The organism is Streptomyces sp. NPDC048650, assembly GCF_043199095.1.
Lineage (GTDB): Bacteria > Actinomycetota > Actinomycetes > Streptomycetales > Streptomycetaceae > Streptomyces.
This window is the reverse complement of sequence record NZ_JBICVM010000004.1, coordinates 395,054-417,799: the sequence shown is the minus strand read 5'-3', so window position 1 is coordinate 417,799 and position 22,746 is coordinate 395,054. Positions and strand designations below refer to the sequence as shown.

The following is a 22,746-nucleotide window of genomic DNA, read 5'->3' as shown; positions in this document are numbered from 1 at the left end:
CCGGACATACCCGAAATGCGCCAAACTGGCCACTCATTGCCGTCCGTTCGGGCGGCGGTCGAGGAGGCGCATCATGGCAATTTCCATTTCGGTCGTCCTGCTGCTGGTGATCTTGACCGTCATCTTCCTGCGCAGCGGAAAGCTCAAGTTCTCGCACGCCCTGGTGTGCGCACTGCTCGGCTTCTATCTCGCGAGCAGCAGCCTCGCCCCCGACATCCACCAGGGACTCGCCGGCGCCGCCGACGTCGTCAGCAGCGTCCGTCCGTAACAGCGACGGACGGCCGAAACGTGTTACTCCCCGCCCCGGGCGCACCGTCGCCTGCGGGAGCCGCCCCGGCCCGGCGGCGCCGCCGAAACGGCCCGGCGGCCGGCCGGTCTTAGGGGAACGGCCCGCCGCTCGGCGGACCACCGGCGCCGTCCGTCACCCGAACGAGAAGACCCCGATCGCGTTCGCCACGGGCCGCTCCGCCCCGCCCGACGGATGATTGCGCACCGCCACATCCCGGCTGAACGGATCGCGGGTGACCAGCGTGGAGGACCCGCCGCCGTCCAGGTCGACGGCGTCCCGTGCCCCGAGCCGGTTCATCAGCTCACCGAGCTCACGCACCGTCATGCCGGCCTCCCCGGGCGTGCCGTCCAGGGACATCAGGTACAGCACCCGCCCGCCGTCCCCGATTCCCGCGGCGGTGCGCACCGCCGCCGCGGCCTCGTCCAGACCTTCCAGCGGCTGCCCGTTCCGCACGATGGGGAACCCGCCGACCGCGAACCGCAGGGGAACGGGCCCCTGGCCGATCAGCCGGTGGCTGATGCGCACCGGATCGCCCTCGTGCAGCCTGCGCAGCTGCCGCGCCCCCTCCTCCCGCCCCAGGAGCACCACGTCGCCCTCGGCGACGCCGCCCGAGCCGGGGCGTTCGGCCACCTCCGCCACCCGGCCGTGCCGGACCGTCACCTCCGCCGTCTCCGTGCTGCACGGCGCCGCCCGGTCGACGTCCGTGCCGCAGGTGGCGCGCACCCGGGAGACCGGGCCCCACAGCTCGGTGTACGCGCCGATGCCGTCCACCGGCAGCGCGTACTGGTTCAGCCCGCGCAGCCGCAGCGGTCCGTCGGGGGTCTGCACCGTGCCGCGCAGCGAGAGACGGTCCAGCCGCGCACGGTGGTCGTAGCCGATGCCGATGACGTCCTCGGTGGTGGCGCCGGGCGACATGACCGGGCCGAACCGCTGCCCGTCGGGCACCGCGCCCTTGAGTCGCCGTCCGGACGAGATCGCCGGCCCGACCGAGGAGCCGGTCGCCTCCACCCCGGGGTGCTGGGTCTCCGAGATGTTGAAGAAGTCGCCGTTCACCGCTCCCACCGCGCCCCGCGCCCCTGCGAGTTGGGACACCGGCGAGCGTGCCCCGACCGCCCCCGGGTACAGCAGATCGACCGACACCCCGGGACTGTCCAGATCGACCGTCAGCAGATGCCCGTGTGCGGTGCCCCGCGGCACCGTCGTCCGGAACTCCCCGTACTCCACGCCCAGGGCCACCGGCACGGCGGACGACCGGTCCAGGGAGGCGCCCGCGGCGACGGCCTGCGCCCCGCCGGCCACTCCTCCGCCGGCCAGCACGGCCCAGGCCACCACTGCCGTCAGTACTACGCGAACACGACCGAATCGCTGCTTCACGAGCCCCCCTGACGTTGCGTCAACTGTTGCAGGTGCCGGAGACGCCCACGATGACCCGCAGATGTCGGGAATCTGCACACCCGCTGTACGGCCGTCGTGTCGTCCGATGCCGCACCTCAGTGGTGTGCTGCGGTGACCAGCTCCATGTACCGCGCCCAGTCCCAGTACTGTCCCGGGTCGGTGTGGTCGGTGCCGGGGACCTCGACGTGGCCGATGATGTGCTCGCGGTCCTTGGGGATTCCGTAGCGGTCGCACACGGCGGCGGTCAGCAGCGCGGACTGCTTGTACAGCGCGTCCGTGAACCACTTCGGATCGTCGATCCAGCCCTCGTGCTCGATGCCGATGGTGCGGGTGTTGTAGTCCCAGTTCCCGGCGTGCCAGGCGACGTCCCTCTCGTCCACGCACTGCCCGACATAGCCGTCGGCGGACCGGACGACGTAGTGTGCGGCGGCCTTGTGGGCCGGGTCCTGGAAGAGCTTGATGGTGTCGGCGAACGTCTCCTGCGTCACATGCACCACGACCATCTCGATCGGGTACTGGTCCGGGCGGTCGGCGTTGGTGAAGTTGGCGGGGTCGGCCGGGGTCCAGTGGAGGGGCGGATAGCCGTCGGCGTCGATGAGGTCGTCGGGGAGCGGGGTCGCGCGCGCGGTGCCCGCGCCGAGCGGGCCGAGGGCGGCGGCCGCGGCGATCACGGCGGCGCACGTGAGCAGGCGTCTGCGGGCCGGGGAGTGGCGGTCGGGCTCCATGTGAACTCCTGACAGAACCGGGAGATGGTCGCGTACATGCCACACACGGGTGATGCGTTCATGATGCGCAACAGCTCACTCTCTGCCAAGAGAAGGGAAGTTCTGCCAATGGGCTCGACCAAAGACGGAACTCCGCAGGTCAGAAAAACGACAAGCACCTGATCGGACGTCACCCGGGTGCCGCACCCCCGGTCCTGGCGGACGGACGGGGGCGCGGCACCCGGGTGACGGGACCGCTGCCGCTCAGTGACCGATCTCGACGTCCTCCAGGATGCCCAGGGCGTCGGGCACCAGGACCGCGGCCGAGTAGTACGTGCTGACCAGGTACTTGATGACGGCCTGCTCATTGATGCCCATGAAGCGCACCGACAGCCCCGGCTGGTACTCGTCCGGAATGCCGGTCTGGTGCAGACCGACCACGCCTTGGTTCTCCTCGCCCACCCGCATCGCGAGGATGGAGCTCGTCTGGTCCGGGTTCACCGGAATCTTGTTGCAGGGCAGCAGCGGAATGCCCCGCCATGCGCGGACCGGGGTTCCGGCCACTTCCGCACCGGTCGGGTAGATGCCGCGGGCGTTCCACTCCCGCCCGATCGCCGCGATGGTGCGCGGGTGCGCCAGCAGGAACTGGGTCTTACGACGCCGCGAGATCAGCTCGTCGAGGTCGTCGGGCGTGGGCGCGCCGTTGCGGGTGTGGATGCGCTGCTTGAGGTCGGCGTTGTGCAGCAGTCCGAACTCGCGGTTGTTGATCATCTCGTGTTCCTGGCGCTCGCGCAGCGCCTCCACGGTCAGTCGCAGCTGCTGGTCCAGCTGGTTCATCGGGTCGTTGTAGAGGTCCGCGACCCGCGAGTGGATCTTGAGGACGGTCTGCGCGACGCTGAGTTCGTACTCCCGCGGCGCCAGGTCGTAGTCGGCGAACGTGCCGGGCAGGGACGGCTCGCCGACATGGCCCGCGGCCACCTCGATCGCCGCCTCACCGTGCTTGTTCTGTGCCGGCACCAGCGCCGCCCGGAAGTCCTCGACATGCTCGCGCAGCGCCTCCGACCGCCCCAGCACCTCTTCGTAGTCGGCGCGCGACAGGGTCAGGGCCGTCACCCGGGTCACCGCCCGAACGGTCTGCTCCCACGTCGCGTCAGCGGCCAGCAGCGCCGCGTCGCCCAGATGGCCGCCGTCGGCCAGCGTCCCCAGAACCGTTTCGTTGCCGTACTTTCCGGTGCCGAGGCGCTCCAGCTTGCCGTGTGCGATCAGGATGATCCGGTCCGCCGGATGGTCCTCCTGCGCCACCACGTCGCCGGGCGCGAATTCCTGCTGGGCGAACCGGTCGGCAAGGGCCTCCAGCGCCGTGGAGTCCGTGAAGCCGCGCAGCGGCGCCATCTCGCGCAGCTCTTCCGGGATCACGCGGACGTCGGCGCCGGTCGTCACGAACTCCACCCGGCCGTCGCCGAGCGTGTGGTTGAGGCGGCGGTTGACCCGGTACGTGCCGCCGGACACCTGTGTCCAGGGCAGGACGCGCAGCAGCCAGCGGGACGAGATCCCCTGCATCTGCGGCACGGTCTTGGTCGTGGTCGCCAGTTTGCGCGCGGCCGCGGTGTCCAGGCTGGAACGGTTCTGCTCGATGTCGGACGCCTGCGGGCCGGAGGTCGGATCCACGGATGTGCTCATGGAGAAAGTTCACCTGTTCTGATCGGTGCTGTGATTACTGCGGAGTGCCGCGGGATGTGCGGAGCGCCGGCCGGGGGAGGGCGGGGGCGGGAGAGTGCGGCCGGACCGATCGGCCCGTCGCCTGGCGGCCGGTCACGAGCCGCTGGGAATTACCGTCCGCCGCCTCTTGCCCGACCGAGCAATTCCAGCCGTTCAGTGACCGATTTCCACGTCCTCGAGGACGCCCAGCGCATCGGGGACGAGAACGGCCGCCGAATAGTAGGCACTGACGAGGTAGTTGATGACGGCCCGGTCGTCGATTCCCATGAAACGCACCGAGAGGCTCGGTTCGTATTCGTCGGGAATTCCACTGCGGTGCAGGCCGACGACGCCCTGCTTCTCCTCGCCGGTACGCAGCAGCAGAATGGAGCTCGTGCCCTCCTTGGTCACCGGGATCTTGTTGCACGGGAAGATCGGCACCCCCCGCCACGACGGCAGCGAGTGCCCATTGACGTCCACCGCCGTCGGGTAGAGCCCCCGGGCGCTGCACTCCCGGCCGATCGCTGCGATCGCCCTGGGGTGCGCGAGCAGGAAGCCCGGGTCCTTCCAGACCGTCGCGAGCAGTTCGTCGAGGTCGTCGGGGGTGGGCGGGCCGCTGCGGGTGTGGATGCGCTGCTTGAGGTCGGCGTTGTGCAGCAGCCCGAACTCGCGGTTGTTGACCATCTCGTGCTCCTGGCGCTCGCGCAGCGCCTGGATGGTCAGCTTGAGCTGCTCCTCGACCTGGTTCATCGGGTCGTTGTAGAGGTCGCCGACGCGGGTGTGTGTGCGCAACACCGTCTGCGCGACGCTGAGTTCGTACTCCCGCGGCGCCAGGTCGTAGTCGACGAAGGTGTTCGGCAGCGATGGCTCACCGTGGTGTCCGGAAGCGACCGAGACCGCCGACTCCCCGCTGGCGTTCGCCGGAAGCACCGGGCCCTGACCGATGCTCGCGAGGTGTTCACGCAGCTCGGGGGCGCGATCGATGATCTCCGAGGCCGCCTGCCGGGGCAGCGTCATGACGGTCACGCGGGTCACGGCCCGATAGCTGAACTCCCAGGCCGCGTCGTCGACGATGAGGGCGGTGTCGCCGAGGTGGTCGCCGCCGGCCAGTGCGGCCAGTACGGTCGCGTCGCCGTACTTGCCGGTGCCGATGCGGTCCACCCGGCCGTGCGCGATCAGCACCAGCCGGTCCCCGGGGGCGCCGGCCTCGGCGATCAGCTCCCCGGGGGCGTATTCGCGCTGGGTGAACCGCTCGCCCAGCGCGGCCAGCACCTCGGTGTCGGTGAAGTCCCGCAGGGCGGGCAGCTCGCGCAACTCCTCGGGGATGACGGTGACATCGGTGCCGGAGATATCGAAGTCGATGCGACCGTCGCCGACGGTGTGCGTCAGCCGGCGGTTGACGCGGTACGTGCCACCGGAGACCTGGACCCAGGGCAGCAGTCGCAGCAGCCAACGGGAGGTGACTCCCTGCATCTGCGGAACGGTTTTGGTGGTGGTCGCCAAATTCCGTGCTGCGGTGGTGGTCAGACTCGAATGCGAGGCATCCTCAGCGCTTCCGGTGACCGTCTCGTCGGCAATCGTCACAACTCCGCCAATCTCTTGAAGGGCGCGGGCACTGCCGGAACACACCCCCTATTCAAGGGAGTTCGCCTCGCCGGTGGCTCGCTGAACCGAAGATAGCGGTGCTGTTTTAATCAGCACAATCGCTCGAATGGGTGGCATGGAAATCCCTTTCCATGGAAAGGTTTAGCCAGTTCAGCCCTGGGGAGAGTGTGCCGGGGCGCAGGAAGGAACAGGATTGTCGAAGACCGTGCGCAATGCGTCGTGTGCCGCTCCCAGAAGCGGCCCGTCGGCGCCGAGCCGGGAGACCGTCACGGGGCATCCGCCGGGCTCTGCTGCTGCCGGGGCGACGGCCGTGCGGAGGGCCAACTCCCTTTCCAGGGAGGGCAGGACCCAGGGCGCGAGCCGCGCCAGCGCGCCGCCCAGGACCACCGTCCGGGGATCGAGCAGATTCACCGCCCCGGCGAGCGCGATGCCCAGTGCGGCCCCCGCCTCGTGCAGCGCCCCGACGGTGGCGGCGTCCCCGTCTGCGGCTCGCCGCGCGAGCAGCGCGATGCGGGCCCCGGGCCCCGGGTGCGCCGCCGCCTGCTGGGGCGTCAGCCCGCCCGCGCGCAGTACGGCAGCCTCCCCCGCGTACTGCTCGAGGCAGCCGCGGCCTCCGCAGTCGCACGGGCGGCCGTCCGGATACACCGGCACATGTCCCAGCTCGCCCGCGAAACCCCGGGCTCCCCGCAGGAGTTGACCGTCCACGACGACCGCGGCGCCGATCCCGACCTCCGCCGAGACATGCACGAAATCCGCCGGTGGCAGGGGCCCGCCGGCGTCGCCGCCGAGCCGTAGTTCGGCCAGCGCGCCGAGGTTGGCCTCGTTGTCGACGGCGAGGGGCAGGGGGGCGTGGTCCGCGGCCCGTCCGTCCGGGCGGCCGGTGAGGGCGGCGGTCAGACCCGGGGCGAGATCCGCTGCCCGCCAGCCGAGGTTGGGGGCGTGGACGACGGTCGCCGAGCCGCGGGCCACCAGGCCCGGGACGGCGACGGTGAGGCCGGCGGGCCGCAGTCCCTCGTCGGCGATCTCCGCCGCCACCTGCCCCAGCAGCGCGGACAGTCGGTGGAGCACGGGCCCGGGCGCGCTGTGCCGGTTGGCCGCGCCGGCCGCCGCCCGGGCGCGGACCCGGCCGCGCAGATCCACCGCGCACACGGCCAGGTGGTCGACGCCTATCTCGGCCCCGATCCCTGCCGGGCCCCTGTCGCTGACCGCCAGCTCGCTCCCCGGCCGGCCCCGCCCACTGGGGGCCGCCCGCCCGGCCTCGACCAGCAGCCCCACCCGCAGCAGTTCGTCCACCAGCGGCGCGACCCCCGCCCGCGTCAGCCCGATGCGCGCCGCGACCCCCGCCCGGGACACCGTTCCCGCGGCGGCCACCACGCGCAGCACCCGGGACAGGTTGCGGCGGCGGAGGGCGCGCTGGGTGTCGGCGGTGGACACGGGACTCCTCGGGACGGGCGTGCGTGCGGGCGGGCGCGGGGCGTGCGGCTCGTCACCCCCGCAGCAGTTCGGCGCCGCGCGCCAGCGTCGCCGCCAGCCGCTCCCAAGCCGCCTCGTCCCGCTCGCGCGCCGGGTACGACGCACCGCGGGCCGTACCCCAGCGCCGGGCCACCGCCGCCGGGTCCTCGCCCAGCAGCAGCCCGGCCGCCTGGGCCGCGGCGCCGAGGGCCACCAGTTCCCGGGCATCGGGGACCACCACCGGGCGGCCGGACAGCCGCCGCACCGTCTCCCGCCAGGCCACGCCCTGTGCGCCGCCCCCGATCAGCAGCAGCGGGGTGCTGGACGCGGCACCCTCGTCCAGCACCCGGTCCAGGGCACGCAGCAGGGTGAACACCGCGCCGTCGTAGGCCGCCTGGAGCACCTGGCCCGCGGTGGTCTCGTGCCGTAGTCCGTGCAGCAGGCCCGCGGCGGCGGGCAGGTTCGGGGTGCGTTCGCCGTCGAGGAAGGGCAGCAGCACCGCGCTGCCGTCCGGCTCGACGGCCTCGCGGTCCCGGCCGAGCAGTGCCGCGATCCGGTCCACGGCGACCGTGCAGTTCAGGGTGCAGGCCAGCGGCAGCCAGTCGCCGCGCGCGTCGGCGAATCCCGCGACGGTGCCGGTCGGGTCGGCGGGCCGGTGGGTGGAGACCGCGTAGACCGTCCCCGAGGTGCCCAGGCTCACCACCGGCTGTCCGGGGCGCAGGCCCAGGCCGAGCGCCGCCGCCATGTTGTCCCCGGTGCCGGCCGCCACCAACGCGCCGTGGGGCAGCGGTAGATCGCCGGTGTGGACGGTTCCGGTCGCCTCCCCGGGGGAGGCGACCCGCGGCAGCGCGTCGGGGGACAGGTCGATGTGCTCCAGGGTCCGCGCGTCGTACGACTCGGTGTCCGACGCCCACCAGCCCGTCCCGGAGGCGTCGCCGCGGTCGGTGACGCCCTCGCCGGTCAGCCGCTGGGTGAGGTAGTCGTGGGGCAGCCGCACCGCGGCCGTGGCGGCCGCCGCCTCCGGGTCGTTCTCCCGCAGCCAGGCCCACTTGGCGGCCGTGAACGCCGGCCCGGGCACGCTTCCGGTCCGTTCCGCCCAGGCCGCGGCGCCGCCCAGCTCCGCGATCAGCCGCTCGCTCTGGGGCGCGGACCGCACGTCGTTCCAGAGCATCGCGGGGCGCACCGGCTCCCCGGTGGCGTCCAGCGTCACCAGGCCGTGCTGCTGTCCCGCGACGGACACGGCGGACACCTGCCGTGCGGCGTCCCCGCACTGCCGCAGCGCCTCGCCCAGCGCCCGCCACCACTGCCTCGGGTCGCTCTCCTTGCCCTCGCCGCCGCTGACGGTGTGCGGCGCGTGGCCCCGGGCGACGACCACACCGCTCTCCGCGTCCACTACCAGCGTCTTGGTGGACTGGGTGGAGCTGTCCACGCCGACGACGAGCGGTCCGGCTGCCTGTGCGCCCATCGTGCACTCTCCTCAACGGCTCGGTCCGGGGCCCGGTTCCCGGGGGTTCCCTGGCGTGCTGCCGCATATTAGTTTGGCCGCGACGGAATTTGTAAAGCCAGTTGACGAAATGGCCGGGGAGTCGCGATGAGTGAACGCAGTGAGCCAGTCATCGGGAGGCGCGCCCCTCGCGAATGCGGGGCCGGGCGAAGGGAGGTCTCGGCATGAGTCATCAGCCGGTACCCGCGGACAGGTTCAGCTTCGGCCTGTGGACCGTCGGGTGGCAGGGACGCGACCCGTTCGGCGACGCCACCCGCCGCGCGCTGGACCCCGTCGAATCCGTCCACCGCCTCGCCGAGCTCGGCGCGTACGGCGTCACCTTCCACGACGACGACCTGATCCCGTTCGGCGCCGGCGACATCGCGCGCGAGGCGGCCGTCACACGCTTCCGGCAGGCCCTGGACGCCACCGGCATGGCCGTCCCGATGGCCACGACCAACCTCTTCACCCACCCTGTCTTCAAGGACGGCGCCTTCACCGCCAACGATCGCGACGTCCGCCGCTACGCCCTGCGCAAGACGCTCCGCAACATCGACCTCGCCGCCGAGCTCGGCGCCCACACCTATGTGGCCTGGGGCGGCCGCGAGGGCGCGGAGTCCGGCGCCGCCAAGGACGTTCGGGCCGCGCTGGACCGGATGAAGGAGGCGTTCGACCTGCTCGGCCAGTACGTCGTCGAGCAGGGCTACGACCTGCGGTTCGCCATCGAGCCCAAGCCCAACGAGCCACGCGGCGACATCCTGCTGCCCACCGTCGGCCACGCCCTGGCCTTCATCGAACGGCTGGAGCGCCCCGACCTCTACGGCGTCAACCCGGAGGTGGGCCACGAGCAGATGGCCGGCCTCAACTTCCCGCACGGCATCGCCCAGGCACTGTGGGCCGGCAAGCTCTTCCACATCGACCTCAATGGCCAGAGCGGGATCAAGTACGACCAGGACCTGCGCTTCGGCGCGGGCGATCTGTGGTCCGCCTTCTGGCTGGTCGACCTGTTGGAGACGGCCGGCTACGACGGGCCGCGGCATTTCGACTTCAAGCCGCCGCGCACCGAGGACCTGGACGGCGTCTGGGCCTCGGCCGCGGGCTGCATGCGCAACTACCTGATCCTCAAGGAGCGCGCCGCGGCCTTCCGCGCCGACCCGGCGGTCCAGGAGGCGCTGCGCGCCGCGCGTCTGGACCAGCTGGCCCGGCCCACCGCCGAGGACGGCCTGGCCGGGCTGCTGGCCGACCGCAGCGCCTTCGAGTCCTTCGACGTCGAGGCGGCGGCCGCGCGCGGCATGGCCTTCGAGCATCTGGACCAGCTGGCCCTGGACCACCTGCTCGGCGCCGCCTGAGCGCCCCGGCGGGTCAGCCGAAGAGCGCGGACGAACGCCGGCTCCGCGGCCCGCGTCCGTGATGTCGATCGTGCGCCGGATGTGCGTGAGGAAGCGCATCGGTGAACAGCCGCCGGTAGTAGTAGTCGTCGGGGTCGAGCAGCCCCTGGGTCGTCTTGCCGGGTACGCCCGGGTCGGTGGCGGCGACCGGATCCGGCGTGCCACCGGGGCGGTGGGGGCCGCTCGGCCCGCGGGCGTCCATGACCAGCGTCGCGCAACCGGCGGACGGCCACAGCAGCGGAGGGTGCGCTGCCAGAAGGCGTCGAATCCGGGCGGCTCGGGCAGGGGCGGGCGGTAGCGTCTCAGCTCGTCCAGGGGAAGGTCGGTGAACACGGGAGTCCTCCGGGCCTTGAGGGTGTGTGCCGGCCGTCGTCAGTTGTGCCCGGCGGCAGGCCGGTTCAGCCGCGGAATGTTCCAGATTGGTCACCGTGTCGTCCGGAGCCCCGGGAAGCAGCCATGATTTCTGTCATGAGCTTTCCTCCGCCCCCGCCGAACCAGCCGCCGAGCGAGAACCCGGGCGGCTTCGGCCCGCCGGCCGGCGGCTTCGGCCAGGGCGGATACGGTCCGCCCGCCGGCAGCCAGCCGCCCGCCGGCTACGGCCCGTCCGGCGGCTACGGCCCCGGCGGCCCGGCCGGCCCCGGTGGCTGGCAGCAGCCGTCCGGCCCGCCATCGGGCGGTGGCGGCAACGGAAAGGTGATCGCGGCGATCATCGCAGGCGGCGTCCTGGTGGTGGCGATCGTCATCACGGTCGTGGCGCTCAACAGCGGTGGTGCCACCAAGCACCGCGCGCAGCCCGCCACCTCCAGCTCCGGCGCGACCCCCTCGGACTCCGCCTCGGCCACGTCGTCCGACGACCCCGCCCCGTCGGCGACGCCGACCGACACGGACCCGGCGAGCACCATGCCGACGCCCACCGACGGCAGCCTGCCCTTCTTCCGGATGAAGGTGGGCGACTGCTTCGACGCGCCGGCGGGGGGTGGCGGCAACAACAAGGCCGCCTCCTGCAACGGTCCGCACGATGCCGAGGTCGTCACCACCCACCGTCTGGGCTCCGGCTTCACGACGGACGCGGCCATCGAGTCGGAGGCGTCCAAGCTGTGCAAGCGCGAGCTGGAGAGCAAGGCGTCCCGGCAGCGCTCCGGCACCGCCGAGGGCACCTACGTCCAGTTCCCCAACATCCGCGGCTACAAGATCGGCATCAAGTCCGTCAGCTGCAGCCTGATGGGCAACCGCTCCAACACCAAGAAGCTCACCAAACCCCTTTCCTGAGCCGGGCGGCGGGTGCGGGCGGGCGGCCCGGCGACGCCGGCCGGACGCACAACGCGCCCGGCCGGCACCGCGCCACCCGTCACCGGTCGGCGCGCTTGCCCGCCGCCCCGGAGTCCGCGACCTCGCCCACCTGCGCCGCCGCCGGATCCAGCACCCGGGCCAGGAACGTCCGGGTCCGTGCGTGCCGTGGCGCGCCCACCACCTGCGCCGGCGCGCCCTCTTCCACGATCACACCCCCGTCCATGAAGACCACCCGGTCGGCGACCTCCCGCGCGAAGCTCATCTCATGGGTGACGACCAGCATGGTCATGCCGTCCTGCGCCAGCGAGCGCATCACGGCCAGCACATCGCCCACCAACTCCGGGTCGAGCGCCGACGTCGGCTCGTCGAAGAGCATCAGCTCCGGATCCATCGACAGCGCGCGGGCGATCGCCACCCGCTGCTGCTGCCCGCCCGACAGCTGCGCCGGATAGGCGGCCGCCTTGTCGCTCAGCCCGACCCGCTCCAGGTTGGCGCGGGCGATCCGCTCCGCCGCGGTGCGGTCGCGGCGCAGCACCCGCCGCTGGGCGATGGTCAGGTTCTCCAGTGCGGTCAGGTGCGGGAAGAGGTTGAACGACTGGAAGACCATCCCGATCCGGCGCCGGACCAGGTCGATGTCCACCTCCGGATCGGTCACCTCGGTGCCGGCCACCGTGACATGGCCCGCGCTCGGCTCCTCCAGCAGGTTCACACAGCGCAGCAGTGTCGACTTGCCGGACCCCGAGGGCCCGATGACACACACCACTTCGCCGCGCCCCACCGAGAAGTCGATGCCGCGCAACACCTCCAGATCGCCGAACGACTTGTGCAGGCCCCGTACGTCGATGGCCTTGGCGTTGGCGGTCTCCGCGGCGTCCGCCGGGTTCCGGTCCGGGTCGCTCGCCGTCTTCCGGTCCGTGGTCATGCGGGTCACCTGGCCTTCGCGGTACGGGCTTCCAGCCGCCGGACCAGGTGGCCGAGCGGAAGGGTGATCACGAGGTAGAACAGCCCGGCAATCAGGATCGGGGTCAGGCTCTTGTGCTCGTTGAGCGCGTCCCGGCCGAAATTGGCCAGCTCGAACTGGGAGAGGGAGAGCCCCAGCAGATACCCAGCGAAGAGTCCTTGGTCAGCAGGATCAGTTCGTTGGTCAGCGGCGGCAGTACGATCCGGAACGCCTGCGGGATGACGATCGAGACCATTGCCCGCCCATGGGACATACCCAGCGAACGGGCCGCCTCCGTCTGGCCCTTGGGCACCGCCTGAATTCCCGCCCGGATCGTCTCCGCCATGTAGGCGGCACCCACCAGGCCGAGCGAGAGCATCACCGTGACGTTCATGTCGAGTGCCACCTGGAAGGCCAGCGGCACCCCGAATCCCAGCGCGATGAACACCAGCAGCGCCGGAATCCCGCGGAAGAACTCGATATAGGTGACGGCGATCCAGCGGTACGGCGGCACCGACGACAGCCGCATCAGTGCGAGCAGCAGTCCGAGCGCGAGACCGAAGCCGAAGCCGAGGAGGGTGTAGACGACGGTGTTGACCAGGGCGGTGGTGATGATCTCGGGAAAGAGGGCCTTGGCGACGTCGATGTCGAAGAACGCCGTCCGCAGCTGATGCCAGTCGGCGACCAGGGCGAAGACCGCCACCGCGACGACGAGGACGCCGTACTGGACGCCGCGGACGACCCGTGCGCGCCGTCGTTTGGAAAGGGGCATCGGAGCCGGCCTCAGTTCTGCGGGCTCTTCGGCGCGGTGCCGAACCACTTCTTGTATATCCGGTCGTAACTCCCGTCGGACTTCGCCTTCTTGACGGCCGCATTGATCTTCTTGCGCAGCGCGTCGTTTCCGGTGCGGACGCCGATGCCGTAGTGCTCACCGGTGTTGAATTCCGCGGTCACCTCGGTGTCCGGATTCTGCTTCACATAGTCGAAGAGCACGCCGTTGTCGTTGATGCCGGCATCGACCTGCCCGGACTTCACGGCGGTCAGCAGCAGTCCCAGATCCTCGAACTCCACCAGTTCGACGCCCTCGCCGTGCTTCTTGGCGAAGATCCCGCCGGTGGTCGCCTTCTGATAGCCGAGCTTCTTGCCCTTGAGGTCCTCGACCTTCTTGAAGGGCTTGCCCTTCTTGGTGAGCAGCGCCTGAGTGGCATTGAAGTAGGGGTCGGAGAAATCCATCACCTTGTCGCGGGCCGGGGTGATCGTCATGCCCGCGGCGGCCAGGTCGCATTTGCGGATGGTGAAGTCCTGGCCGGTCTCGATGCCTTCGAAGGGCGTGTTGACGATCTCCTGTGCCACCCCCATGTCCTTGGCGACCAGGTCCACCAGATCCACGTCGAACCCGACGATCCGGCCGTCCTTCTTCACCTGGAACGGCGCATACGGAAGGTGGGTGCAGGTCGTCAGCTTCCCGGCGGAGACGAGTTCGGAACCGGAGTTCTTCTTCCCACCGGGTGCGGTGCTGGTGCACCCTGCCAGGACGGCTACGGCCGCGGCGGCGGCTATGACGGGCAACGCGGAGCGAGCGGACACGGGTCCTCCAGGGCGACATGAAGAGCAACCAAGCCGTGCATGCTGATATTTGGCTGCATCCTGCCATTGGCCAGGGCTTCTGCCGCCGTCGTGCAGGTTGCGGCTGAGTAACGCTGCCCCGGGCCCTGCGTGCGGTGCCCGCCCCGCCGACGTGCCGTCCCCCTGACGTGCCGCCCGCCCCGCTCAGCGGCCGAAGCCGGCCGCCAGCCGGGCGATGGCGTCCGGACCGACCCGGCAGCAGCCGCCGATGAGCCGAGCACCCGCCGCGACCCACCCGGCGACCCGGTCCGTGTCGAATGCGGCGCTGCCCCGCCACGCCCGCGCCTCGGCGTCCCAGCTCTCCCCGCTGTTGGGGTAGACCACCACCGGCTTGCCGGTGACGCGGGCCGCGATGTCCACCGCGCGGTCCGCGTCGTCCGGCGCGCAGCAGTTCACCCCGACCGCGACCACCTCGTCGGCCTCCGCGGCCGGCGCGAACGCCTCCGCCAGCGGCTGCCCGGCCCGCGTCCGGTCGCCCGCCACGCTGTACGACAGATACGCCGGCACGCCCAGCCCGCGCACCGCCCGCAGCAGCGCTCGGGCCTCGTCGGCATCCGGCACCGTCTCCAGCGCCAGCACATCCGGCCGCGCCGCGGTCAGCACCTCCAGCCGCGGCCGGTGGAAATGCTCCAGATCCTCCACCGACAGCCCGTAACGGCCGCGGTATTCGGAGCCGTCCGCCAGCATCGCCCCGTACGGACCGGCTGACGCCGCGACGAACAGTGGCCCGGCGGCCCCGCCCGCTTCCGCCCGGCGCGCCGCCTCGCGCGCCAGCTCCACACTTCGCGCCATGAGCTCGGCGGCGGCCGCGGCGCCGATACCGCGCCGTGCGAACCCCTCGAACGTCGCCTGATAGCTGGCGGTGATCGCCACCTGCGCCCCCGCCGCGTAGTACGCCTCATGGGCCGCCACGACGGCCTCGGGCTCCTCGGCGAGCAGCCGGGCCGACCACAGCGCATCGCTGAGATCGTGCCCGGCGGACTCCAGCTGGTTGGAGAGTCCGCCGTCGAGCACCAGGGGCCCCGCGGCAAGCGCTTCGACGAACGACGGGGACGTGCCGACCATGGTGCCTACCCTCTCGGTGCTTCCGGACGCGGGGACGCGGCCGTCCTCGGGATCGTATCGCCGCAGGCCGAGGGGTCATCCCAGGGTCGACAACGCGAACGAGAACCGCGCCGGCGCCACCTCCAGCCGGTGCTGCGGCAGCACCCCCGGGCCGCACGACTGACTGCCGATGCCGTGTTGTGCATGGTCGAGATGCAGCCAGAGCCGGTCGCCGGGCGTGAGATCGGTGGTGTGCCGGGCCGCGGCCAGTTCCTCGACGGACCAGCGGCGTGCCGTGAAGGAGAAGTGCGGGTCACCCTCGACCCGCAGGCCGGAGCCGTCGCCGCGGGTCAGCTGTGCCCAGCGCACCTGCGGCCGGGCGCCGTTCTCCTGAGGCCGGACGTACGGCGTCTGCAGCGCGTCCACTGGCATCGACCAGCGGCCCACCCGCGCCGCGGCCCCGGTGTCCGGATAGCCCTCGCCGGGGCCGCCGCCGAACCACTCGGCCAGCCCGAGGCTCCCGCACACCGCCATCGTCACCCCCAGCCGCGGCAGCGGCCCGGGCCAGTCGCCCTCCGGTTCGACGGCCACCTCCAGCCGCAGCACGGCGGGCCCGGCCGTCCAGCGGTAGACGGTGCGCAGCCCCAGGTCCGTGGCGGCCGGGGCGATCCGGGTGCGCACCACCAGGGCGTCCGCCCCGGCCTCGACGGCATCGACGCGGTGCCGCATCCGGTGCAGCCCGAGCCGCCGCCATTCCGACGCCGGGCGCGGCCCCGGCTGCCAGGGTGCCGCCTCGTCGTTGTCGGTCGGCGCCCGCCACACATCGAGGCGGGGGCCGACGAGCTCTACGCCGTCCAGATAGCGCAGCGCTCCGCTGGTTGCGTCGAAGGTGCCCGGGCCGAGGACGATCACATTGCCCTCGCCGCGGCGCGGAGCGGCGCGCACCGTGGCCGGGGGAGCGGGGGGCGGGAGCACGGGAGCAGGCATCTGGCCCCAGGCGACCTCGTGGCCCGCCTCCGCCCAGGGGGTGTCCGCGGCGAGCAGCGCCTGGACCGTCCACCACGCCTCCCCGGTCCCGGCCCCGTCCTCCGGCGCCGGCGGCCTCGGGAGCGTCACCTCGGCCGACTCCCCGGGCCCCACCGCAGGAACCTCCAGCCAACCGTGACCGCGGCTTTGTCCCACCACCGCGTACTGCCAGACGAACGTGAGATGCCCCAGATCGGCGAAGTCGTGGAGGTTGGTGATCCGGACCGCGCACGTCGCGCCGTCGCCGCCCGGCACCTCCTCGATCCGTACCGGTTCGACGACCTTCTTGAACTCCACCAGGCCCGGTGACGGCACCCGGTCGGGGAAGACCAGCCCGTCGCAGACGAAGTTGCCGTCGTGCAGCTCCTCGCCGAAGTCGCCGCCGTAGGCGTGGAAGACCCCGCCGTCGGGTGTCCGCTGCCGCAGCCCGTGGTCGATCCACTCCCACACGAAGCCGCCCTGACAGCGCTCATATCTCTCGAACAGCCGCTGGTACTCGCTGAGACCGCCCGGGCCGTTGCCCATCGCATGGGCGTACTCGCAGAGCAAGAACGGCAGTTGGCGGCGCCGGGCGTCCAGCTCCGGGTCGTCCAGCGCCTCCTCCGCGCGCCGCCCGATGCGCTCCACCTCGGTGTGGTCCGCGTACATCCGGGAGTACACATCGGTGTCGGCGCAACTGCGGTCGCCCTCGTAGTGCAGCGGCCGGGACGGGTCCCGCTCGCGCATCCAGGCGGCCATGGCGGACAGTCCCCGGCCCGTGCCGCACTCGTTGCCCAGCGACCACAGGACGATGCTGGGGTGGTTCTTGTCCCGCTCGACCATCCGCCGGGCCCGGTCCAGCAGCGCGGGCTCCCAGCGCTCGTCGTCGACCGGGTTGCCCCGCCAGCCCTGCTGCGCGAAGCCGTGCGTCTCCAGATCGCACTCGTCGACGACCCACAGCCCCAGTTCGTCACAGAGATCGAGGAAGGCGGGGTGTGGCGGATAGTGGCTGGTGCGCACCGCGTTGATGTTGTGCCGCTTCATCAGCACCAGGTCATGGCGCATCGCCTCCGGGCCGAGGGTGCGCCCGTACCGTGGATGGAATTCGTGGCGGTTGACGCCGCGCAGCAGGATGCGGCGGCCGTTGACCTTCAGCAGCCCGTCCTCGACCCGGACCGTACGGAACCCGATCCGCAGCGGGATCCGCTCGCCCGCGGTGATCAGCTCGCCGTCGTAGAGATGCGGCCGCTCCGCCGTCCAGGGGCGTACCGGCGCCGTGGCGCTCTCGCCGGTCGCCAGATCGAGGCCGAGGGCCGGAACGGTCACCCGTCCGGCCGGCTCGCACTCCACGCGCAGCGTGCCCGTGCCCGTGAGGTGGTCGAACCCGGCGTGCACGAAATGGTCGACGACCGAGCCCCGGGGCCGGCGGTGCACCGACACGTTGCGGAAGATGCCGGGCAGCCACCACTGGTCCTGGTCCTCCAGATAGCTGCCCGAGGACCACTGGTGGACCCGCACCGCCAGCACGTTGCCGCGCGGCCGCAGCAACTGGCCGACCTCGAATTCGTGCGGCAGCCTGCTGCCCTTGAAGTGCCCCAGCTCCTGCCCGTTGAGCCAGACCCTGGCGCACGACTCCACGCCGCCGAAGTGCAGCACCGCCGGTCCCTCGCCCCAGTCTCCCGGCAGGTCGAAGACGCGCCGGTGGTCGCCGGTCGGGTTCTCGTCCGGCACCCGCGGGGGATCGACCGGGAAGGGGTAGGCGGTGTTGGTGTACGCCGGCGCGCCGTGCCCCTTGAGCGGCCAGTGGCCCGGCAGCCGCAGGTCCTCCCACTGGCTGTCGTCGAAGTCCGGGCGGGCGAAGGACTCGTCGTGCGCCGCGGCGGTCGTGGCGAGCCGGAACCGCCAGGTGCCGTGCAGCGAGAGCCGGGCAGCGTCCGACGCCGCGTACCAGGCGCGCGGCGGCAGACTCCCGCTGCCCGGCGAACGGTCCTCGTAGTACGGCGGAACGCCCGCCTCCGGTGACGGGCCCGGATCATCCTGCGGGGGTTCGTACGACGTGTGCTGCGGCGCGCGGTGCGAAGTGCCGGTCACTGGTCCTCCTCGCTGCGGGGCGACGGCCGGGGCGTCGGGGGATCGGATCAGCGAATCACGGCGGGGCGCGCGGCGCAGCCGGATTCGGCAGGTTCGGCCGATCAGCCCTCCCTTGGACGGCCGGGGCCGAGGCCGTCGTGGTCCGCGTCGCGGCCGGCGTCCGCCACCCCAGCCAGCGCACCGGCCGGATCGTCCGTGGCCGGGCCCGCCGGCGCCCACCGGCCGTGCTCCCTGCGGAACGGCCACCAGCGGCCGTCGCGGCCGTAGCGCAGCTGGGCCCCGCCGCCGACCACTGTCCAGCGGTTGCCGACGGCGCGCAGCCGCGGCCGGGCCTCGCCCTCCTCCCAGGCGCCGGCGAGCCGGTCCCGGGCCCGGGCCAACTCATCGGGCTCCGGCGTCCAGTCCTCCTCCAGGGCCGCGAGCCCGGCCGTCCCCCCGAACTCCCAGGCCCGCACGGCAAGCGCCAGGCTTCGCGGCGTACGCCCCGAACCGGCCGCGAGCCGCGCGGTCGCCGGCTCGCCGGGACCGGCCGCCGCCAGCCGCACCGCGTCCTGTTCGGGCGTCAGCACGGGCGGCGGTGGGCTGTCCGGGTGCCGGGCGGAGAGCGCGTCCGCCAGCAGCCGCTGGGCGCGCGCCGCCGCGTCCGCCGCCAGGAACTCCAGCGCGGCCACCTCCACTCCGGGGGCGGGCGGGGTGCCGCCGCCGAGTGCCGGCGCGGGGCCCGGGGCCGGCACGGCCGGCGGCGGGGCGGGAAGCGGCGGCAGGATGCCGCGCGCGGCGTACGCCTCCGCGGCCGGCACGCCTGCGGTGGGCCGGACCGCCCCACCCGCCGGGGCGGCCCGCGGCGCGCTGCGCGCCTGCAGTTCGCCGAGCAGGTCCTCTTCGCCGCGGCCGCGCAACAGCAGCAGCACGAACGGGTCCTCGTCCAGCAGTCGTGCCAACTGGTAGCACAGCGCGGCGGAATGCGCGCAGTGGTCCCATGCCTCACAGCTGCACGCGGACTCCAGGTCACCGATGGACGGCAGGAGTTCGATGCCCGCCGCGGCCGCGTCCTCCACCAGCACCGGCGGCATGTCCCGGTCCAGCAGCGCCGCGATGTGCCCGGCCCGGTCCGCGACCATGTCCAGGAAGCGGTCCCAGTCCGCCGTGCTCAGCTGCTGCAGCAGCACATCGGAGCGATGCCGGGTGTGGTCACGGTCCTGCACGACGGCGGTGATCCGGCCGGGCCGTACCGATACCGCCCCCACCGCACCGGCGCGCGCATGCCGCCGCCCCAGCTTCAGCTGCTCGCCGTCGAGCGCCGTGTCCTCGAGTGCCTTGAGCCAGGCCAGCCCCCACCAGCTCCGTGCGAACGCTCGACCGCGAGCCGCCGGCAGCGCCGCGAAGGTCCGCTCGGGGCCGTACTGATCCACGGGTGCGTCCCTCTCCACGGGTGTCTTCATCGCTCGCTCCCTCGCAGGGTGACCAGGTCCGCCAGCTCGGCATCGGTGAGCTCGGTCAGCGCCGCCTCGCCCGACCCCAGAACCGCATCCGCCAACTGCTGTTTGCGGGAGAGCATTTCGGCGATCCGGTCCTCGATCGTGCCCTCCGTGATCATGCGGTGGACCTGCACCGGCCGGGTCTGTCCGATGCGGTACGCGCGGTCGGTGGCCTGAGCCTCGACGGCCGGATTCCACCACCGGTCGAAATGCACCACATGCGCGGCCCGGGTGAGGTTGAGGCCCGTGCCGGCCGCCTTGAGCGACAGCAGGAACACCGGAGCGGCACCCTCCTGGAACCGCCGCACCATCTCCTCGCGTCGCGCGACCGGTGTTCCGCCGTGCAGCAGCTGGGTGGCCACCCCACGCGCCGCCAGATGCCGCTCCAACAGCCGTGCCATCTGCACGTACTGCGTGAACACCAGCACACTCGCGCCCTCCGCGAGGATGGTGTCCAGCAGTTCGTCCAGCAGCTCCACCTTCCCCGAACGACCGGCGATGCGCGGCGGGTTCCCGTCCGCAGGGTGCACCGGGGAGGTCCCGTGCGCCTCCCCCTCCTTCAGATACTGCGCGGGATGGTTGCAGATCTGCTTGAGGGAGGTGAGGAGTTTGACCACCAGCCCACGGCGCGCGAACCCGTCCGCCCCGGCGATGTCGCCGAGCCCCTCACGCACCACGGCCTCGTACAGTCCGGCCTGCTCCTCGGTCAGTGCCACCGCCCGGTCGGTCTCCGTCTTCGGCGGCAGTTCCGGCGCGATCCCCGGATCCGTCTTGCGGCGGCGGAGCAGGAACGGCCGCACCAGCCGGGCCAGTCGGTCGGCCGCCGCAGCGGCCTCCGCCGACCCCGCCGTGCCGCTCTCGATGACCTGGGCGCAGCGCGCCCGGAACCGGCCCAGCGGTCCCAGCAGCCCCGGGGTCGTCCAGTCCATGATCGCCCAGAGTTCGGAGAGATTGTTCTCCACGGGGGTACCGCTCAGTGCGACCCGGGCCCCGGCAGGGAGGGTGCGCAGCGCCCTTGCGGTCGCGGAGAACGGATTCTTGACGTGCTGCGCCTCGTCGGCGACGACCAGCCCCCAGCCCACCTCCGCCAGCCTCCCGGCATCGAGCCGCATCGTGCCGTAGGTGGTGAGTACGAAGGTGCCGTCGGCCAGGTCTGCCAGGCTGCGCCGCCCGGAGTGGAAGCGGCGCACGGGCGTGCCCGGGGCGAACTTCTCGATCTCCCGCTGCCAGTTGCCCATCAGGGAGGTGGGGCAGACGACGAGGGTGGGCCCGGCCGAGCCCGGGAGGGTCTGCCGGTGCAGATGGAGCGCGATCAGGGTGATGGTCTTGCCCAGCCCCATGTCGTCGGCGAGCGTGCAGCCCAGTCCGAGCGAGGTCATCCGGTGCAGCCAGTCGAGCCCGCGCAGCTGGTAGTCGCGCAGCGTCGCGGCGAGTGCTGCGGGCTGCCGTACGGGCGCCGCGTCCGCCCGCTCCGGATCCGCGAGCCGGTCGCGCAGCTCGGCGAGCCAGCCGGACGCCGCCACGGGCACCGGGCGGCCCTCGTCGTCCTCGGCGGTCCCGGTGAGGGCCGCGCCGAGCGCGTCGAGCGGGGTGACCTCACGGTCGCGGCGGTCGCGGGCGCCGCGCAGCGCCTCCGGGTCGAGCAGCACCCATGCGTCGCGCAGCCGCACCAGCGGACGCCCGGTCTCGGCGAGCCGCTCCAGTTCGGCCCTGTCGATCTCCTGGCCGCCCACCGCGAACCGCCAGCTGAACGAGAGCAGCGCATCGGCCGAGAGCAGCGACGGCATCCGGGAGCCCGCCCCGTCCATCGGGCCGGGCGGCCCCACCACCGCCCGGCCGGTGAGCTTGCGCGCCAGCCCCTTGGGCCAGTGGACCTGCACTCCGGCGGCGGCCAGCGCGCGGCCGGCCGGTCCCAGGAGTTCGGCGACCTCCTCGTCGGCCAGCGGCAGCGAGTCCGGCACCGCCGCGGACAGCAACGGGGTGAGCGCCGGCCAGCTGCCGGCGGCACGGCGCAGAGTGAGCAGGGTGTCCATCCGGGCCCGCGGTCCGAACGCCCGCCCCGCCGCCGATGCCCCGGCCCACACCTCGGCGGCATCGGCGACCAGCGTCGGGTCGGCCGGGCCGTGCAGTTGGAGCACGGCGGTGAAGGTGGCTCCCTGGGGTGTGTCGATCCCGTGCACCTCCACCCGCAGCGAGATCCGCACGCCCGCGTCATGGCCGGCCGCGATCTCCGCCGCCCAGGCACGCTGCTCGGGGAGGTGCTGGGGGGCCGGCGCCGCGAACGCCGGTCCGCCGGCGGCCGGCTCCGCCGCGGGGGAGCGCGGCAGGCCGTCGGCGACCGCGTCCAGGAAGGCCCGTACGTGCTGCTCCGGTTCGGGCAGTTCGAGGAGGCCGGTGTCCGGGGAGAGCGGGGTGGCGTGTGCGTACGGTGGCATGGCGGCGGCCAGCTCGCGCAGCCGCTGCACGTCGGCCGGATCGAGCGGGCCCAGGCGCCAGGCGTCGTGATCGGCGGGGCTGAGCCCTGGCAGCAGCCGTCCGCGGGCGGCCAGCTGGAGCGCCAGGACACCGGCGGAGCCCCAGAAGGCGGCGGCCGGATCGGCGCCGCGGGCGGCCCGGGCCCGGGTCAGGACGGGCAGCGCCGCGGCCACCGGAAGGAACACGGCGGGGACGGCGGACACATACACCTCGCCGTTCTGGTCCGGTAGGACGACGGCGAGCTCGTCCGCCGTCGGCCCGTGGCCGTCGTCGGCGACCGCGATCGGTTCGCCGTCGGGGCGCCAGAACGCCACCCTTCCGGTACGGGGCGGGTCCGACGGCAGGAACACCGCTGCGCAGCGGCCGAGCTCGGTGAGGTGTGCGGTCGGGACCGCGGGGAGTGATGCCACTGGGCCGAAGACTCCTCAAATTTGACTACTGGCGCCTGAAGCGCCCGAGGGTACCGGATCGAACGGCTCATGAGGGAACCTGCGGAGCGAAAACGGCGTTCAATGGAATACACAGAGCGCGGCGTGGGCCGCGGAAGGGACGTGACGGATGTCCACACAGGCGAAGGTCGCGGTCGGCGGCATCGCGGTGGGAGTGATCCTGCTGTGGCTGCTGCCCCTCTGGGCGGCACTTTTGGTGATGATCGGGGTCCCGGCCGTCGCATATCTGACGCTCGATCGCTCGCAACGCCGCCGGCTGCGCCGCGTCACCCGCAAGGAAATCGGGCGCTGACGCACGGGCCGCGGGCGACGCGCCTCGCGCGGGCCGCCCCGG

At 72.7% G+C, this 22,746-nt stretch carries 17 protein-coding genes and 1 pseudogene; 4 read left to right on the top strand and 14 right to left on the bottom strand.

Annotated features, from left to right (window positions below; translation table 11 throughout):
• The first annotated feature begins 73 nt into the window (after positions 1-73).
• Positions 74-268 (top strand): hypothetical protein, encoded by a 195-nt coding sequence (locus ACGFML_RS14255; protein ID WP_361321389.1) that lies wholly within the window; start codon positions 74-76, stop codon positions 266-268.
• Between the two features lie 153 nt (positions 269-421).
• Here the strand turns inward: ACGFML_RS14255 and ACGFML_RS14250 are convergent, their stop codons facing one another.
• The 6 genes from ACGFML_RS14250 to xylB all read right to left on the bottom strand — a co-directional run bounded on the left by ACGFML_RS14250 (position 422) and on the right by xylB (position 8,608).
• Positions 422-1,663 (bottom strand): phosphodiester glycosidase family protein, encoded by a 1,242-nt coding sequence (locus tag ACGFML_RS14250; RefSeq protein ID WP_393543397.1) that lies wholly within the window; start codon positions 1,661-1,663, stop codon positions 422-424.
• A 116-nt stretch (positions 1,664-1,779) separates the two neighbouring features.
• Entirely contained in the window at positions 1,780-2,409 is a 630-nt protein-coding gene (locus ACGFML_RS14245; RefSeq protein WP_393543395.1) for an N-acetylmuramoyl-L-alanine amidase, read from the bottom strand.
• Positions 2,410-2,652: 243 nt separating this feature from the next.
• A complete protein-coding gene (locus ACGFML_RS14240) occupies positions 2,653-4,068 on the bottom strand; it encodes a family 2B encapsulin nanocompartment shell protein (RefSeq protein WP_393543393.1) in 1,416 nt (471 codons plus the stop codon).
• Positions 4,069-4,260: 192 nt separating this feature from the next.
• Entirely contained in the window at positions 4,261-5,670 is a 1,410-nt protein-coding gene (locus ACGFML_RS14235) for a family 2B encapsulin nanocompartment shell protein (RefSeq protein ID WP_393543391.1), read from the bottom strand.
• A gap of 171 nt (positions 5,671-5,841) precedes the next feature.
• Positions 5,842-7,125, bottom strand: coding sequence for an ROK family protein (locus ACGFML_RS14230; RefSeq protein ID WP_393543389.1), 1,284 nt, complete (start codon positions 7,123-7,125; stop codon positions 5,842-5,844).
• Between the two features lie 52 nt (positions 7,126-7,177).
• Entirely contained in the window at positions 7,178-8,608 is a 1,431-nt protein-coding gene (xylB, locus tag ACGFML_RS14225; protein WP_393543387.1) for a xylulokinase, read from the bottom strand.
• Positions 8,609-8,811: 203 nt separating this feature from the next.
• Here xylB and xylA point away from each other — a divergent pair, with 203 nt between their 5' ends.
• On the top strand, positions 8,812-9,975 hold the full coding sequence (gene xylA / locus ACGFML_RS14220; protein WP_393543385.1) for a xylose isomerase: 1,164 nt from the start codon (positions 8,812-8,814) through the stop codon (positions 9,973-9,975).
• 13 nt (positions 9,976-9,988) lie between these two features.
• Here the strand turns inward: xylA and ACGFML_RS14215 are convergent, their stop codons facing one another.
• On the bottom strand, positions 9,989-10,216 hold the full coding sequence (locus ACGFML_RS14215; RefSeq protein WP_393543383.1) for an acetylxylan esterase: 228 nt from the start codon (positions 10,214-10,216) through the stop codon (positions 9,989-9,991).
• A 266-nt stretch (positions 10,217-10,482) separates the two neighbouring features.
• Between ACGFML_RS14215 and ACGFML_RS14210 the strand changes: the two genes are divergently transcribed.
• Positions 10,483-11,283, top strand: coding sequence for a hypothetical protein (locus ACGFML_RS14210; RefSeq protein ID WP_393543382.1), 801 nt, complete (start codon positions 10,483-10,485; stop codon positions 11,281-11,283).
• Between the two features lie 79 nt (positions 11,284-11,362).
• On the opposite strand, the gene ACGFML_RS14205 is transcribed toward ACGFML_RS14210, so the two are convergent.
• The 7 genes and pseudogenes from ACGFML_RS14205 to ACGFML_RS14175 form a co-directional block, all read right to left on the bottom strand.
• Complete coding sequence (locus tag ACGFML_RS14205; RefSeq protein WP_393543380.1) at positions 11,363-12,226, bottom strand: amino acid ABC transporter ATP-binding protein; 864 nt, start codon at positions 12,224-12,226, stop codon at positions 11,363-11,365.
• 5 nt (positions 12,227-12,231) lie between these two features.
• Positions 12,232-13,016: pseudogene (locus tag ACGFML_RS14200) on the bottom strand (amino acid ABC transporter permease).
• Positions 13,017-13,027: 11 nt separating this feature from the next.
• Positions 13,028-13,831, bottom strand: coding sequence for a basic amino acid ABC transporter substrate-binding protein (locus ACGFML_RS14195; RefSeq protein WP_393543378.1), 804 nt, complete (start codon positions 13,829-13,831; stop codon positions 13,028-13,030).
• 183 nt (positions 13,832-14,014) lie between these two features.
• Positions 14,015-14,935, bottom strand: coding sequence for a homocysteine S-methyltransferase (mmuM, locus tag ACGFML_RS14190; RefSeq protein WP_393543377.1), 921 nt, complete (start codon positions 14,933-14,935; stop codon positions 14,015-14,017).
• Between the two features lie 75 nt (positions 14,936-15,010).
• Positions 15,011-17,884, bottom strand: a complete 2,874-nt coding sequence (locus ACGFML_RS14185; RefSeq protein WP_393543779.1) for a glycoside hydrolase family 2 TIM barrel-domain containing protein — start codon at positions 17,882-17,884, stop codon at positions 15,011-15,013.
• Positions 17,885-18,111: 227 nt separating this feature from the next.
• Entirely contained in the window at positions 18,112-19,452 is a 1,341-nt protein-coding gene (locus ACGFML_RS14180) for an SWF or SNF family helicase (RefSeq protein WP_393543375.1), read from the bottom strand.
• Positions 19,449-22,373, bottom strand: a complete 2,925-nt coding sequence (locus ACGFML_RS14175; RefSeq protein WP_393543373.1) for a DEAD/DEAH box helicase — start codon at positions 22,371-22,373, stop codon at positions 19,449-19,451. Before ACGFML_RS14175 ends, ACGFML_RS14180 begins: the two co-directional genes overlap by 4 nt.
• 148 nt (positions 22,374-22,521) lie before the next feature.
• On the opposite strand from ACGFML_RS14175, the gene ACGFML_RS14170 reads away from it, so the two are divergent.
• Complete coding sequence (locus ACGFML_RS14170) at positions 22,522-22,704, top strand: hypothetical protein (RefSeq protein ID WP_393543371.1); 183 nt, start codon at positions 22,522-22,524, stop codon at positions 22,702-22,704.
• Positions 22,705-22,746: the final 42 nt, after the last annotated feature.